This window comes from Aporhodopirellula rubra, assembly GCF_014192335.1.
Classification (GTDB): Bacteria; Planctomycetota; Planctomycetia; order Pirellulales; family Pirellulaceae; genus Rhodopirellula; species Rhodopirellula rubra.
Map to the genome: position 1 here is coordinate 20,456 of NZ_JACHXU010000033.1, position 14,967 is coordinate 35,422.

Consider the following 14,967-nt stretch of genomic DNA (forward strand, 5'->3'; position numbering starts at 1 on the left):
CTTCAAGTGAGGGCGTGGATCCAATCCTCCAGAGACGTCAATCGAGAATCTACTCGGTAGCCACCGTCGCCAGACGGTGGACCACGCTCTCGCTGTCGAGGGATAAGGTCCACTCGACGTCGTGCGGCAAGGTTCTCTGCTCCGGTGCAGTGCTAGGTTACTCTGCGTCGTCGGACGGCTCTGTCTCTTCGGTCGCCTCGTCTTCTTCGGGGGCCTCCACTTTCTTCGGTGGGCCGAGTAATTCTTCGAGCGATTTGTCGAGCCGATTGCCTCTTGCGGAGAGCGAAACGACTTTTCCGTCACGATCAACGAGGATCGCCGTTGGGATGCCTGACACGCCGTAGTATCTCGCGATCGGATGGTTCCAGCCGGTGCCGTTTTCTTCGTCACCGACGAGATTCACCCACGCGATTTCTTCTTTCTCGATGCACTCTTCCATCGCTTTGATGGTTCGGTCCATGTTGATACCGACGATTGCGAATTCATCTCCATACGCCGCGAGGTTTCGTTTCATGTTCGGGATTTCACCACGACAAGGGCCGCACCACGACGCCCAGAAGTCGACCAAGACGACGCGACCTCGGTATTCGGACCAGTCAAACGGTTCACCTTCGGCGGTAGTGCCGTTGAGTTCCATTTCGTTGCCGAGCAATCCGATCCGGCGAGCGGAACCTCGCGCTCTAGATGCCATCTCCTTCATCCGTTCGTCGTCGGATTGCTCCATCCGGTCAGCGATGTTGTTGTACAGCGAAACGGCCATCTCGGTCTGTTCCGCCGCACCGAGTGCGCCCGCGAGTTGAGAGGCGAGAGAATAGAGTTCCGCGTTCATGCCGCTCTCGTCGGCAATCTGCAGAACCTCATCGACGAGTTTCTGCCGTTCGTCCTGGTCCATTGCTCGAGCTCCGCGGACCTCTGTCGCTAACTTCTCCATGCGTGCAAAATTTTGGATCTCAGGACGATCGTCATCTGCAAACGACTCGATTAATTCTTCGAGTTCTTTCGCCGCGTCTTGATCAACACGTGCAAGGAACTTCAACGCTGGCATTTGCAACCCGATCGCCTTAAGTTCCATTTCCAAGGTCACGTCGTCCAAGGATCGAATTTTGGTGCCAGCATCGACCACCGCTCGGGCAGATCGAATTACCGATTCGCGGGTGCGTCCGCGGTTCCGCATTGTTTCGTTTGCGAACTCGAGTAGCTCCTCCGCGGTCCCGTCTGGAATTTCGATGGGAGCGTTTTCGTCGGTTTCCTCTTCGGCTTTCTCTTCCGTTTCATCGGCTGCCGCGGCGACTTCGGCATCTGAATCGGCCGGTGACTCAGCCCGAGCGGAACTGCTCGCAATGCAGAATCCCATCATCATCACGACGCAAATTATGCGCGAAATCAAGCGACACCACGCAAATGCGGGTGTGGTGGTGAATAGACGGACCATCGAATTCTCTTTGTAGATTGGGTGCGAAACGAAACGGAGGATTGCCTTCACTGCTCATCATATCGAACCCTTCGATTGATGTGTTGTTGACAATCGAGAGACATGTCTCCGCTTCCGAGTGAACCGGTCTGAGAAGTGCCAACGCCTATGAAGACTTCATGTTTTTATGAGAGTCGGGAGCCACTCTCAGTCATCAATCGAGGATGGGATGCGTGTCGATGCAACAATCAGTTCGCAGGCATGACAATACCGTACACTTCGATCGTATTGCCGTCGTCATCAACAACCGGTCGGCCACGCGTTAACAATGAGCGATAATTTCCCTCGTCATCTCGCTGTTGAATGTGAAGTTGGTAGGTAGTCCCGGTCTCGATTGCTTGATCGAGCACAACACGCAATTTCTCCCGGTCGTCAGGGTGAATTTGTTCGAGGAACTCGCTGTAATTGGGTTCACCTTTGGCTGGATCACGTCCGGCCAAACGAAACGACTCGGCAGACCACTGCAGGACCTCGGTCCGCGGATCAAACGACCACGTTCCCAATCCCGCGAGGCTTTGCAAATCACGCAGACGTCGACGGCTCTGTTCCAAATCGCGTTCCGCATTTCTTCGCTGTGTGATGTCGCGAATCGTCGACAGCAGTAACTCGTTCCCACTGACGCTCACCGTTCTTGCGCTGATCAACACGTCGATTACTTGATCGACTTCTGTTTGATCCGTTCCGCTGCGTTTTCTCAGGAACTGCGTTTCGAAGTTTTCGACATGTCCTTCCTGCGTTAGCGTTTCGACAAACTTCTGCCGGTGTTTGGGGCAATTCCAAATATCCAGCTTGGCGATTTCTCGACCGACCAACTCACCTTCCTGGTATCCCAGCATCGTCATGCAAGCCACGTTTGCCTCCAGCACCACGCCATCGGCCCAGCGAATCAGGAGCCCCGCTTCGGGTGACTGGGTGAAGAGAGCCGAGTACTTCGCGTGGCTCTCGCGAACCCTGTCTCGTCGGTCACGGTCCCGGCGTACGCGAACCGCCGCTTCGCAGTCGGCTTCGCCCGCAGCAGCGTACAATCGCAGTGAGAGATCGAGGTCGCCTCGACCGGCGGTGAATCGAGCGAACTCGAGTTGTACTTTCTTGAGCGTCTCGGTTGCTCGAGAATTCTCCGGCCAAAGCTCGATCGCTTCGTGCAGCAACGCTTGGCTGACGCGGAACCGCTCGTACGTTTCTTCCGTTGTTTGTTCGGAAATCGGTTTGCGTGACGTGTCGTTTTCATCAGGCCAGACACGCCGTCGTGCACGCCGGACCAAACGCTCGCTCTCTTGGTGCGTGCGGTGGTCAGTGATTGCCGACACTAACGCTTCAACGCTTTCGTAGCGGTTGCGAGGGTCCGTCGCCATCGCTTTCATGGCCGCGTCCATCAACTCACCAACGACCTCGGTCGACTGGATAATGTTGTTTGCCGCCGAGTGAATGCACTCCAGCAAACTGTTGCCGTGATGTGGCGGGCGTCCGGTCAGGATCTGATACAGGATCGCACCGAGTAAATACACGTCCGTCAGCGGACTGATGTCTTCGAGGACTCCCGACGCTTGCTCGGGCGCCATGTACGCAGGTGTGCCACCGATCGCGCTACCACCGTCACGCCACTGCGGTGAAGTGTCGGCACCTTTGGATCGGTTTAATTGAATCGCGAGGCCCCAGTCAGCAACCAAGGCTTCCCCGAACCGACCCAGCATCACGTTTTCAGGCTTGATGTCGCGGTGGATCAGTCCTCGGGAGTGGGCATACCGAATCGCATCCGCGACTCGCAACAAGATCGTCAGGTTCTCTTCGACACTGAACTGGTCAATTTGTTGGTCCCAGCTCGTGCCGTCGATCCGCTTCATCGCATAAAAGAGATGCCCGTCGGCGTCGATGCACAGGTCATGCAATGCGATCACGTTGGGATGATCGAGCGAACCGATCACGCGTGCTTCGGTAAGGAAACGATGGCGAGATTGCCGATCGCCGGCGAGTTCATGTCGTAGTACTTTGACGGCGACCTCGCGATCGATGGCACGTTGGTGTGCCTGGTAAACGACTCCCGTGCCACCACTGCCGAGCTTTCCGATCAGGCGATATTCAACGTCCTCGAACCCTGCGCTCACTTTGCATTGCCCCAGCGACACGTCGCTGTCCTTGGATGCCGTTAATTGCCCAAGGGAGATTACCTTGCGAGGTGGTACGAACCCTTCATCCGCACGGAGCGCTGCAAAATCGGTCGGCTCATCAATGGTCTTATGAAGAGTGCTCGTGAGCGGTTCGTCGTCTGTCCATTCGGGATGCTGGAGGTTGAGCCGATTGTCGGCCAACGACAACGTGATCGTTTTCGCATCCGAAGGCATGTCTGCCAAGCGTCGCGACAAGTTCTCATCGCCAAAAATTGTGTCGAGCAATGTCGCCATCGGAAATTCCTTAATTTGCCCGGCCAACACCCCATTCTAAAAGATGAATTCGTTGCCTCGCCTGTTATTCGAGTGAGCGTCTGCGTTGTCCGTCAATCGCTAGCCGCAATGTCGCTCAATGTCTTGTCACCCAAAAGGGACTGATCTCCTGTCAATGCACGCGAGACGCATGGGATTCGGGTACCTCGCATCTTGTCGCTTACCACGGTGTCGTCGCCGGGCGGCTTAACGTCGCCGCATCGACTTTTTCTTGGCGGTCTTTTTCGCTGGCTTCTTCGACGACTTCTTAGCGGTTGATTTCTTGATGGACTTTTTAACCGATTTCTTCGCGGGGCGTTTCGCCGATTTCTTGGCCGTTTTCTTGACGGCTTTTTTCTTTACCGACTTTTTGGTTGCTTTGCGAACCGACTTCTTGACACTCTTTTTCTTAGCGGAGGTTTTCTTCGCGGTTCGTTTGGCAGGACTCTTGACCGATTTCTTCGATGTCTTGCGTTTTGACTTCTTGCCAGCCGCTGATCGTTCGAAGATTGCGACGACTTCATCCCGATCGGTGATCTGACGCTCGCGAGCCAAGACGGCCAATTCGAACGCTCGATCTTCCCCGTACTTATTCCAAGCGAAACTAGCCTTTTCGCGGCGTCCGTCTTCGGTCACCCACGAGGCACAGTATGCCGAGTAGGCACACCCGGGATATCGGTTGTCTTGAGAGTAGGCGACGTGAACGCCCACCACACCTGTACTGTTGCGCGAGGTCAAACGGTTGCGGGTGGAGTTCTCCGGTGGGCCCATCTCTTCGAGCAATGATTCGTAGGCTTTTTTTGCCGCCGCAAACGCCTTCCGTTTTCCACCGTTTTTGCTGTCTGAAAAGTATTTGTTGATCCGCGTGCCGCCGCGCGAGATCCGCACCATGTAACCGCTGCGATTTTCCATTTCGAATCGGGTGATCCCCTTGGCGACGGTCGTGGTAGACATTCAGTAACAGCTCGAGAGTTGGAAGGGGATACAGCCCGAAAAGGCTCAGGAAAAACCAGCGAACATTAAAATCACAGGCTTCATGGATTACAACCCGTTGAACCTGAGATCACGCGAGGGCCGAGGCTCTGTACTGATAATGGGATGGTGTACATGTGGATATGTTCCTCGGGCGAAGAGTTGTTATTTTAGCTCTGACGCCGAGGCTTACCTATCGAATACGATATGGGGCTGTTCACCTTATCTTGTGCAAACTTCCGAACTCGGTTTATCGATCGCACTCTATGAAGTCTCTCAGCCACAGAAAACAGCGTTGCGCGCCGCGGGGGAAAAAACGCGGTTATCGTCTGGTGCGGATCGAATCGCTTGAGAAGCGGCAACTGCTCGCCGGCGATGTCCTCGCGTCAGTGGATTCTCCGTCCGGTGAATTCGCTGACACACCGGCGGAAGTGTCATCCTCTAGCGAGCCCGTGATTCGAGATCTTTCGACCGATCGTGAGGCGGAAGGTGAGAACACAAGCTCGGTGCACTTCCGGTTCGACTACACCCACGACACCGGCTTTTTTAAGAACAACCCCGCTCGTCAAGCCTTGCTCGAACAGGCAGGGCAGTTTCTGACCGACCGGCTGAGCGATACGCTCGCCGCGATTCCGGCATCGACTTCGAGCTACACCTGGCAGGCCCATTACACCAACCCGACGTCCGGCGCGAATACGAGATTGCCGAACGGGTTTTCGGTCGCGGCAAACGAGATCGTCGTTTTCGTGGGGACACGGAATCTGCAGAGCCTCGACGAATCGTCGGTTCAGAAAACGCGGGCGCACGCTGACGGAATCAATGCACCGTTCAGCTATTCGTGCAGCACCGGGACACAGGCTCAGTGCGACGCGTTCGGTTCGACGTTGCTGACGCGAGGTGAGGGTGTCACGTCAGGCAGCGGCGCAAACGATTTTGCACCCTTCGTCGGGTCGATCAGTTTTGACAGCCGAAGCGAGACCGTGAACGCGTGGAATTTTGATGACGAACCGCTCGAGGAAAACCAGTTGCGGTTCATGACGTTCGCCCAACACGAGCTCGCTCATATCCTCGGTCACGGTGTCTCGCAGTCGTTTATCAATCGCATCAGCGGCGGTCGTTTTAACGGTCCCAAGACTGATGCTGCTTACGTCGGATCAGGGCATGTTCCGCTTAACGGGGCACACATCGCGCAGTCCGTGGCATCCGAACAGCCCACCATCATGACCGCCAGTATCGATTCGAATGAGCTTTTTTCGGCACTCGATTTCGCGGTTCTCGACGATATCGGGTGGCAGTTAACCGGTGATGCGCGACCGACCGTCAACGTGACAACGCAATCTGCTGTCGTCACCGAGGGCGTCGGATCGATCGAGGTCACCGCGACGTTGTCGGCTGCCCCTTCCTCCACGATTACGATCCCGGTCTCGATCACAGGTGCGGCCGCGTCGGACATTCAGCTTTCGTCGACCGCGTTTGTCTTCGCGCCAAGCCAACGCACCGCGACCATCACCGTCAACGTCACTGACGACACGGCAGACGAAACGACCGAAGCGGTGACGATTGCTCTCAATGACATCGTCACAGTCAAGCAAGGTTCGACGACTGATTTCCGCCTGACGATCTTTGACGACGATGGTGTCGATTGGTCGAAAGTTCCGCGTTTGGATCCGGCAGCCATCGCAAACACGCTCGCGATCCCTGGTGATAATCAACCGCGATCGATCGTATTTCGTGCCGCGGCCTCCCAAACGCTGAGTGTCACCGCAACGAACGTGGATCAGATCAGCGAAGCGGTCCTTTTGATCGACAAGAACCAGAACGTGATCGGGCAATACGGTTCGACGGGCTTGGCGTCCGCCGCCCTCGTCAAAGACGAACCGTACGCACTTGTGTTCTTTCCTCGACTCACCGCGAGAAATTTCTCAATCTCATTGCCTGCCGGATTTGACGCCGCCACGCCACGGACAAACGTCCTCTTCCCGCAAGACGTCAACGGAGGCGGCACCGTGACGGAAGTCGACGCGCTGCAAATCATCAATCAATTGAACCTCTCCGATGGGAACCCTTCCATCGACGCTCCCAACGTCAGTGGAGTAGGTTTCTACGATGTGTCAGGTGACAAACAAATCACGGCCGTCGACGCGTTGCAGGTGATCAATTACCTCAACAATAATGGCGCCGGTTCCGAACCCGCCGGCGAACTCACATTGGCACCTTCCCCTGATTCCGACACGACCGTGCCTCGACCGGGCGTGCAGGCAACGGCCGCGTCAGGTTTGTCTGGTGCCGATATCACGGAATTGGAGGATATTGCGATAGCCTCTGACCTGCACGGCGATAAACCGTCTGGCCTGGCGGGGTGGACTGCGGAACCCACGGTCCCCGCGACGCTCGTTTTCGTCGATCGTGTCTTCGCTGAGGATTTTTCCTCGGCTGATCCCGAACCACTTGAGCGAGAAGTCGAGCAACTTGCGGCGTTGTTGTAGAGCACGGCGAGCTCAAATCTGTGCAACGCAGGGCACAGGGCATACGGTGCGAGTTCTCCCAAAATAGGTAAACCGGGCAAGACGTCCGGCGATCACGTTTTCTCTCACCCACAGTTCCGTCGAATTGGGTGCAGACCATCGAATCGACCGACCGATCCGACGAAGAACACCGATTCTTCGACCGCGATTCCCTCGGCCGTTTTCAATGCTTGCAATTATCCAATCTGTTTCAGCCCTTCATCGACGTGGGCTGGATGTGTCCAAAACCTCGGTCGTCGCTTGTCTTGCAGTCGCGTTATGTCTGTCAGGAGGTGTCAGTTCGACCGCATTCGCAGTCGATGGATCGGTCATTGAGGGAAGCGTTGGCATCTGGGCGCCGTTGCTGCCTGAACTCACCGAAGTGGGCGGTGCATCCGATTCGGGCGATTCCGTCGGGACGTTGCTGGAACTTTCTGGACACCACCGCTTTGACGGCTATTTGACCAGCGTGGAGGCGGGCGTCGAATATGGAATCACCGATACCGTCGAGATGTTCGGCTATGAATTCCTACTTCGTGATACCTGGTCTTTTGATGTCGGTGAACTCTCCGCGGGGACTGGTTTCAGCCAAATGCAGTGGGACCGCGAATGGGCAAACCGAGAAATCGGTAACGATTACACCGGTGCCAAAATTCGCGGCGGATGGGAAACGACCTTCGGCCGGCAACCTATTTGGATCGATCTCACGCTCGGGATCTACGATTTCGACGGCAGTTATGACGACGGAGTCAACAACGAAACCATTTCCAAAGTCACCACGACGTGGGGATTGGATGTCAAAGCGGATTGTGATCGATTCGGAATTCCTATGCGTTTTGTCGGGGGAATCGACTACCTACGAGACATGACAACCTGGCACGCCGGACAGATCTCGACCGATGACGGTTTGGCGTTAACGGGTGCGGTGGAATTCCGGCTGAGATAGTCCGCCGTGAACATGATGGTTGCAATCCACGGTCCCAGCCATTTCATTGGACAACGATTCGAACGCCAGAGCGACTGAAAGTGCGTTGGAGGCTCGGTGCGACACCAGTGGCTTTTCGCCGTGTGCAATCCTGCGGTGGTGAGATTGTGGATCGCCCGAGTTCGAATCGGCTCGCTCGTCGGCGGTGGTTTTCTGACCCGCTCGGCTTCCGTTTCGGCGATTCAGTCAGCGCTGGGCGTTCGGCTAATTCGCGTAAAATTAACCGCATGAAAAGGTGTTTTTTGGCGTAAGATTAGACTGCGTATTCTCAATGCCTCGCGAGTCTTTTCATGCCCACTCTTCGTCCGTTCGGTCTTCTGCCAGTGCTCTGTTTCTCCTTCGCCGGAGCGACGCTGGCGAGCGGGCAAACGTTTTCCTCCGGGCCGTCGATTGTTCAGTTCGATGTCGTCGAATCTGGCGATGTGCAATCTGGCGAGGGGGCAGATGACAGTTTGCAGGCAGTTGATCAGCCATCCGTTGACGATGAAGTCAGTCCCGAGCCAAGCGGCATCGAGCCGGCAGTTTCGACGGATTTGCCTGAGGAGGTTATTGAGCAGCGGTTGCAGGCAACGCCGACCGCAGAATTTGATGCCCGAGCGAACGATGAGATTTGGTTGGTCAGCAGCCGGCACCTCCGGTCGCGAGGTGGTAGCGTCGAACATCTCGACGTGCGGCGACGCGTCGATGGTTCACGGTGGCAATCCGAGTCGCCGCATTCGCTTCTTGGGAGCGACCCGACGGGATGGAATCGTCCCGTGGTCATCTTCGTCCATGGCAATCGCTGGGATTTGAACACGGCGATCCGACGCGGGCTTCAGGGTTACGACCAGACAATCGTCCCGTGGGACGAGGCGCCGTCGATTCGTTACGTGATTTGGACTTGGCCGGCGGACGAGATCCCCGGCCCGATTCGAGACGTCCGAGTCAAAGCGTCCAAGGCCGATCAGCATTCGTTTCACCTCGCCCGTTTTCTAAACGGGATTTCCCCGCAAACGCCCATCTCCTTGATGGGATTCAGCTACGGTGGACGCGTCGCGTTGGGGGCACTTCATCTCATGGGGGGAGGTCGCGTTGACGGATGTGGTTTGGAAACCACGACTGGAATGACCCCTGCAGGCTATCCATCGCATCGGGTTAATTTGACGTTGGTCGTTCCCGCGATTCGCAACAGTTGCTTGATCGGCACGCGTTCGAAAGCCTACAGCCAAATCAATCACCTGTTTTTGGTCTACAACAGTCGCGACAAGTATTTGGGGCTGTTCAAATTCACTCGATTTAGCGGAAAGACACCCGCTCTTGGATACACCGGTATTTGTGGCTTGAACCGCCTCGCCGATCACCCGTATCGTGTGGATCAATTTAACGCATCACGCGCCGTTGGTGCCGAACACTCGTTTTTAGAATACATTAGCGACCATCGAGTCGAGGCACGCTTACGCAATCACTTGCTCACGCCGACGCGATAATGATTGGCGAATGCCATTTGCGAAGTTCTTCGCGGTGGAGGGCGTTGAATCGTGATGCGGTGAGTTGCGTCGTCGTGATGCAAAAGGCGGTGCCGTGCACGAGGGCATGAATTCCTGGTGAGGGGGTTTGGGAGTGCCTCGAAACCTCGTCCGACCGGCCGTTGGACGCGCGATGTTCCCCGCTACGATTGATCCGCCCCTCGTTAATTTCACACGGAAGTGACCGAATGAAACCTCAGGCTACTGCAACTTCGGCGACCGATTTGCTGGCGACCGATTTGCCGGCGGACAAACGATCGGCAAGGGGCACGTGGATCGCCTCGTTAGCATCGGTCACAATGCTGTCCCTGTGCGGTCCGGCAACGAATCTATGGTTCCTGTCGTTCGCCGCGATCTCGCCTCTCTTTTTGATTTCGCGGAATGAATCGCGGATGTGGAAGTTGGCCGTTTACGCGTCGTTCTTTGGGTACTTTTTCGTTTCGTTGCAGGGGCTTCGGTACGCACATCCCTTGATGATCTTTCCGCTCATTGCGCTGGCGGGCTACCTCGCGGTTTATCCGTTGCTGTTCGTCGCCATGCTGAAACAGTATGAGCGGACGACGAGTTCAGTATCGAGTCGTTTCTCAGGAGTGTTTCGGCTCATTCCGCTGTCGTTGGTGGCGGGCGTTATTTGGGTCGGCGGTGAGTTTGTACGGAACTACTTCGCAACGGGCATCTCGGTGCTCATGCTCGGTCATTCGCTCGCGGCGATGCCGTCTCCGACTCTAATACAAATTGCCGATTGCTTTGGCACCTACGGAGTCAGCTTTCTAATCGTCTTGGCCAACGCGGCGGTTGCCGACGTCGTCTTTGGCAAATGGTTGAAAGAGGGGCAGGCATCAAGCTCGCAATCGGATTCGGTTGAACGGTCACCGAGGCGATGGAGTCACGCCTGCTCGAGTTATCGTACGTCGGTTCCGATCGCGTTTGCGGCACTGTTGTTCACGCATGCCTATGGGCAGCGTGCACTCGACTATCCAACCGTCGATTCGGAGACCACATTTATGCTGGTGGGGCGTGACGAACAGACGGAGTACCAGCAAGACTATCAGCGCGAGTTGGATATCTTCTCTGCGTATGCTCGGCAATCCATCGACGCGGTCCGTGGAGGTAACCGCCCGATTGACGCGATCGTTTGGCCCGAATCGATGTTGTCAGGCGGCCAGCCCTGGTATATCGCAGAAGAGAATCTGACCGTTCCTGCTGAAATGCGTGGCGAGGGAATGACGGTTAGCCAAATGCGTCAAATCATCGCGCAAACACAGGGCGATTTCACCCGCCGATCCGTCGACCTTGTAACGGCGATGAAAGATGACAAGACAATTCGATCACCATCAATCATCGGCGGATGCGGCGTGGTGAGATATGGTGAAACCGCGAAGCAGTTCAGTGGCGTGATCCATGTTGGAAGCGATGGTCAGGTTCGCGATACCTACGCGAAAAATCACTTGGTCATGTTCGGTGAATACATTCCGTTGATCAAATCGATTCCGGTTCTCAAAGAGATGGTTCCACCGGGATTGGGACTGGATGCTGGAACTGGGCCTGCCGTTTTCGACATCGGCGCGGCGAGAGTGTTGCCGAACCTGTGTATCGAAACGGCCGTCGAACGCATCACCGTCAATCACATGCGAACCATCTTGGATCGCGACGCCGCCTCGCTGCCGAACGTGATCGTGACGCTGACCAATGATGCTTGGTTTGATCACAGCGCCGTCGTCGCACATCACCTCCGGTGCGCGCAAATGGTCGCCATCGGATGCCGGCGTCCGATCTTGTCGGCAGCCAACGGTGGTCCGACGGCCTGGATCGACAGCAGCGGTCGCGTTGTCGAAAAGTTAGGGTTCGACGTTGCTGGTGAAATCACCGCGACCCCAAAGGTCGACGACCGTGTTAGCACTTATGTGCGATACGGCGCGTCGTTCGCTTTCCCGATGGGCGTCGCCTGGATCGCGGGATTGCTTGCCGTGCTTAGTAAGCTTTGGCGAAGACGGCCATTTTTTCAGCGGGGCGACCGGTAAAGAAGCACGTCCCTGGTTCGTCGTTGCCATCACGTGGCACGCAACGAATCGTGACTTTGAGTTCCTTTAGCAACGGTTCGATCGCGTCTTCGTCGGCGAAATAGCAATTGGCAAAACCGCCGTGAATTTTGTCTTCGTCCTTGGTCGTGAAGAATTCGCGGAATTCGGTCTCACTGGTGATGTTCACCGTGTTGGATTCTCGCAGCTCGAGTGCGGCGGCAAACAATTCGCTTTGCAACGTTTCGAGTTTGTCTGAAATCGTGCTGACGATTTCCTCACGCGAGATCCCAAAGCTCTTCGGTTGGTTGCGAACACTGCAGAAGACGCTGCCTTTGGCGATGTCTTTGGGACCGACCTCTAATCGAATCGGGACGCCCCGTTTGACGTGATACCATTTCTTCTCGCCGCCTCGAATGTCGCGGTCATCAATGATGACGCGAACCGGAGCGCCGGCGTAGGTTTGAGCCGCGAGCTCGGCACGCAACGAGTTGACGAATTCCATCACTTCGGTGCGTGAATCGTCTTTGTAGATGGGTTGGATCACGACTTGTGCCGGTGCCAAACGCGGCGGCAAAACGAGGCCATCGTCGTCGCTGTGCGTCATGATCAATGCGCCGATCAACCGGGTGCTGACGCCCCACGATGTCGTCCAAGCATATTCGATGCCGCCGGTTTCGCTTTGGAATTTGATCTCTTGGGCCTTGGCGAAATTCTGACCCAGGAAGTGGCTCGTGCCCGCTTGCAACGCTTTGCGGTCCTGCATCATTGCTTCGATCGACAACGTTTCGACCGCACCCGGGAATCGCTCTTTCGGTGTTTTGCTGCCGACGATCACTGGCATCGCCATCCAGTCTTGAGCGAAGTCGCGATACACGTCGACCATCTGTTCGGTTTCGGCGATCGCTTCCTCGGCCGTTGCGTGAACGGTATGTCCTTCCTGCCAAAGGAACTCAGCGGTCCGCAAGAACATCCGTGTCCGCATTTCCCAGCGGACGACGTTGGCCCATTGGTTGATGAGGATCGGCAGATCGCGGTAGCTCTGTACCCATTTGGCGTAGGTTGCACCGATGATCGTTTCGCTGGTGGGCCGAACGATCAGAGGTTCTTCGAGTTTTCCGGCCGGACGCAATCCGCCATCGGGGTCGGGCTCGAGTCGGTGGTGAGTTACGACGGCGCACTCTTTGGCAAAACCTTCGACGTGTTCGGCTTCCTTCTCGAGGTAGCTCATTGGAATGAACAGCGGGAAGTACGCGTTCTGGTGCCCGGTCGCTTTGAACATGTCATCGAGGGCACGTTGAATGTTCTCCCAAAGTTGATAGCCCCACGGCTTGATCACCATGCACCCACGCACGGGCGAGTTCTCGGCCAAATCAGCCGCACGAATCACCTGCTGATACCACTCGGGATAATCGGCCTCACGAGTTGGGCTGATCGCTGTCTTTGGGGCCATAGGACGAGGGTTGAGAGTTAGGAGGTTTGAGAGAAAAAACGGACGAAGCCGACAACGACGGACAGTACCGCGCATCGAACACGGTGACAACGTTCACCACTGCGTGATTTCCGCATCGAAAGCGAGATTGGAACGCTTTGTTGTGCGTTCTAGATCTCGCGTTGCAGAGATGAGTGGTAGATCACGGGCAAGCCACACGGCCTCTCTAGGGAAGCCGGTCTGTTGTTGGATCGCTCCGTTTCATCACGTGCTGGTCGGTGCTCGCGTTCCCGGATGCAACGCTCAGGGAGTGATGGCCCGCGAACTAGCTGCTCGGTTGGGCCGCAGTGAGGCTTTCCTGGAACTGCTGGAACAGGTAGTGGCTGTCGTGGGGGCCGGCGGCGGCTTCGGGGTGATACTGAACCGCGAAAGCGTCGGCTTCACGGTGACGCACTCCTGCGATCGTATCGTCGTTGAGGTGACGGTGGGTCACCTCAAGGCAATCCGGCAGGTCCTTGTCATCGACAGCGAAACCGTGATTCTGAGTCGTGATTTCGACTTTCTCCGTCTTGACGTTGAAGACTGGTTGGTTGGCACCACGATGGCCGAATTTCAACTTGAACGTCTTCGCACCACATGCGAGTGACAAGAGTTGATGGCCCAGGCAAATTCCGAACACGGGCACTTTGCCGATCAAATTCGAAATGGATTCGTGAGCGTACGTCAACGGTTCCGGGTCGCCAGGTCCGTTCGATAAGAACACGCCGGTCGGTTCGAGACGCAGGATATCGTCCGCCGATGTGTTTCCAGGAACGATCGTCACGCGGTTTCCTCGTGATCGCAGGTGGCGAGGGATATTCCATTTCATCCCAAAGTCCATGCACACGACGTGAGGGCGATCGGAATCGTCGACGTTGTCCGCGTTGGTCACGATTTTCGCGCCGCGGGCAACTTCGACCGCTGTCCATTCGTCGAGTTCGTGTGTCCACATTTCTTGCTGACCGGGCATCACTTCCTTGACCAAGTCACGGCCGACGAGGCTCGGTGCGGCCTTGGCTTTGGCGACGAGCGATGCGTCATCGAGGTCTTCGGTCGACAAGATCCCTTGCATCGCGCCGACGCTTCGGATGCGTCGCACGAGGGCGCGAGTGTCCACACCCATCAGTCCCATCACGTTGTTGCGGGCCAAGTATTCGGCCAGCGGACCTTCGGATCGATAGTTACTGTGAATCCGACTCTCGTTGCGGATCACAAATCCGGCTAGCGATGTGCCTTGTCGTTCAACGTCGATCGAGTTGACGCCGTAGTTGCCGATTTCCGGATAGGTCATCGTGACAATCTGGCCGCAATAGCTTGGATCCGTCAGGATTTCCTGGTAGCCGGTCATCGACGTGTTGAAGACGACCTCGCCGGCCACCTCTCCGGTGGCACCGAGTGAGCGGCCTGAATAGACCGTGCCATCCTGGAGAGCGAGTTTTGCCGGTTTGGAAACGTTATTTGAATCGGTCATAGACAATGTCTTCAGTGCGGGAGGCACACTCGCGATTAGTCGAGCTTAAAACGAGATTAAACGAAAACCGCGGGCGGCGAATTGTTTGACGAAAGTATCGCTTCGCGAATCGATCTGTTCCAGGGGTAGCCTTCACATTCTCATCACGAAAGG

Annotated in this window: 9 protein-coding genes; 4 read left to right on the forward strand and 5 right to left on the reverse strand. The window is 56.1% G+C overall.

All coding sequences use genetic code 11. From position 1 onward, the window contains the following. Window positions 1-157 precede the first annotated feature (157 nt). From FHS27_RS28170 to FHS27_RS30845, 3 genes are all read right to left on the reverse strand, one after another. Window positions 158-1,432, reverse strand: a complete 1,275-nt coding sequence (locus FHS27_RS28170; RefSeq protein ID WP_221225452.1) for a TlpA family protein disulfide reductase — start codon at window positions 1,430-1,432, stop codon at window positions 158-160. 227 nt (window positions 1,433-1,659) lie between these two features. Beyond that, complete coding sequence (locus tag FHS27_RS28175; protein ID WP_184309347.1) at window positions 1,660-3,870, reverse strand: protein kinase domain-containing protein; 2,211 nt, start codon at window positions 3,868-3,870, stop codon at window positions 1,660-1,662. Between the two features lie 225 nt (window positions 3,871-4,095). Continuing rightward, a complete protein-coding gene (locus tag FHS27_RS30845) occupies window positions 4,096-4,842 on the reverse strand; it encodes a pathogenesis-related transcriptional factor and ERF protein (protein WP_221225453.1) in 747 nt (248 codons plus the stop codon). Between the two features lie 284 nt (window positions 4,843-5,126). Here FHS27_RS30845 and FHS27_RS28185 point away from each other — a divergent pair, with 284 nt between their 5' ends. From FHS27_RS28185 to lnt, 4 genes are all read left to right on the forward strand, one after another. After that, window positions 5,127-7,346: a dockerin type I domain-containing protein gene (locus tag FHS27_RS28185; RefSeq protein WP_246421153.1), complete on the forward strand. Its 2,220-nt coding sequence runs from the start codon at window positions 5,127-5,129 to the stop codon at window positions 7,344-7,346. Between the two features lie 205 nt (window positions 7,347-7,551). Continuing rightward, complete coding sequence (locus FHS27_RS28190) at window positions 7,552-8,310, forward strand: hypothetical protein (RefSeq protein WP_221225454.1); 759 nt, start codon at window positions 7,552-7,554, stop codon at window positions 8,308-8,310. Window positions 8,311-8,639: 329 nt separating this feature from the next. Further along, window positions 8,640-9,815, forward strand: a complete 1,176-nt coding sequence (locus FHS27_RS28195) for a hypothetical protein (protein WP_221225455.1) — start codon at window positions 8,640-8,642, stop codon at window positions 9,813-9,815. Between the two features lie 227 nt (window positions 9,816-10,042). Beyond that, entirely contained in the window at window positions 10,043-11,875 is a 1,833-nt protein-coding gene (lnt, locus tag FHS27_RS28200; RefSeq protein ID WP_184309349.1) for an apolipoprotein N-acyltransferase, read from the forward strand. Here the strand turns inward: lnt and proS are convergent. Beyond that, entirely contained in the window at window positions 11,826-13,325 is a 1,500-nt protein-coding gene (gene proS, locus FHS27_RS28205) for a proline--tRNA ligase (RefSeq protein WP_184309351.1), read from the reverse strand. The two genes, lnt and proS, sit on opposite strands and share 50 nt — an antisense overlap. A 304-nt stretch (window positions 13,326-13,629) precedes the next feature. Beyond that, entirely contained in the window at window positions 13,630-14,814 is a 1,185-nt protein-coding gene (carA, locus tag FHS27_RS28210; protein WP_009093522.1) for a glutamine-hydrolyzing carbamoyl-phosphate synthase small subunit, read from the reverse strand. Window positions 14,815-14,967 lie beyond the last annotated feature (153 nt).

Bases quoted from the DNA above. Each gene is read 5' to 3' on its own strand.
- FHS27_RS28170 (WP_221225452.1), bottom strand. From the start codon at position 1,432: ATGGTCCGTCTATTCACCACCACACCCGCATTTGCGTGGTGTCGCTTG.
- FHS27_RS28175 (WP_184309347.1), bottom strand. From the start codon at position 3,870: ATGGCGACATTGCTCGACACAATTTTTGGCGATGAGAACTTGTCGCGA.
- FHS27_RS30845 (WP_221225453.1), bottom strand. From the start codon at position 4,842: ATGTCTACCACGACCGTCGCCAAGGGGATCACCCGATTCGAAATGGAA.
- FHS27_RS28185 (WP_246421153.1), top strand. From the start codon at position 5,127: ATGAAGTCTCTCAGCCACAGAAAACAGCGTTGCGCGCCGCGGGGGAAA.
- FHS27_RS28190 (WP_221225454.1), top strand. From the start codon at position 7,552: ATGCTTGCAATTATCCAATCTGTTTCAGCCCTTCATCGACGTGGGCTG.
- FHS27_RS28195 (WP_221225455.1), top strand. From the start codon at position 8,640: ATGCCCACTCTTCGTCCGTTCGGTCTTCTGCCAGTGCTCTGTTTCTCC.
- lnt (WP_184309349.1), top strand. From the start codon at position 10,043: ATGAAACCTCAGGCTACTGCAACTTCGGCGACCGATTTGCTGGCGACC.
- proS (WP_184309351.1), bottom strand. From the start codon at position 13,325: ATGGCCCCAAAGACAGCGATCAGCCCAACTCGTGAGGCCGATTATCCC.
- carA (WP_009093522.1), bottom strand. From the start codon at position 14,814: ATGACCGATTCAAATAACGTTTCCAAACCGGCAAAACTCGCTCTCCAG.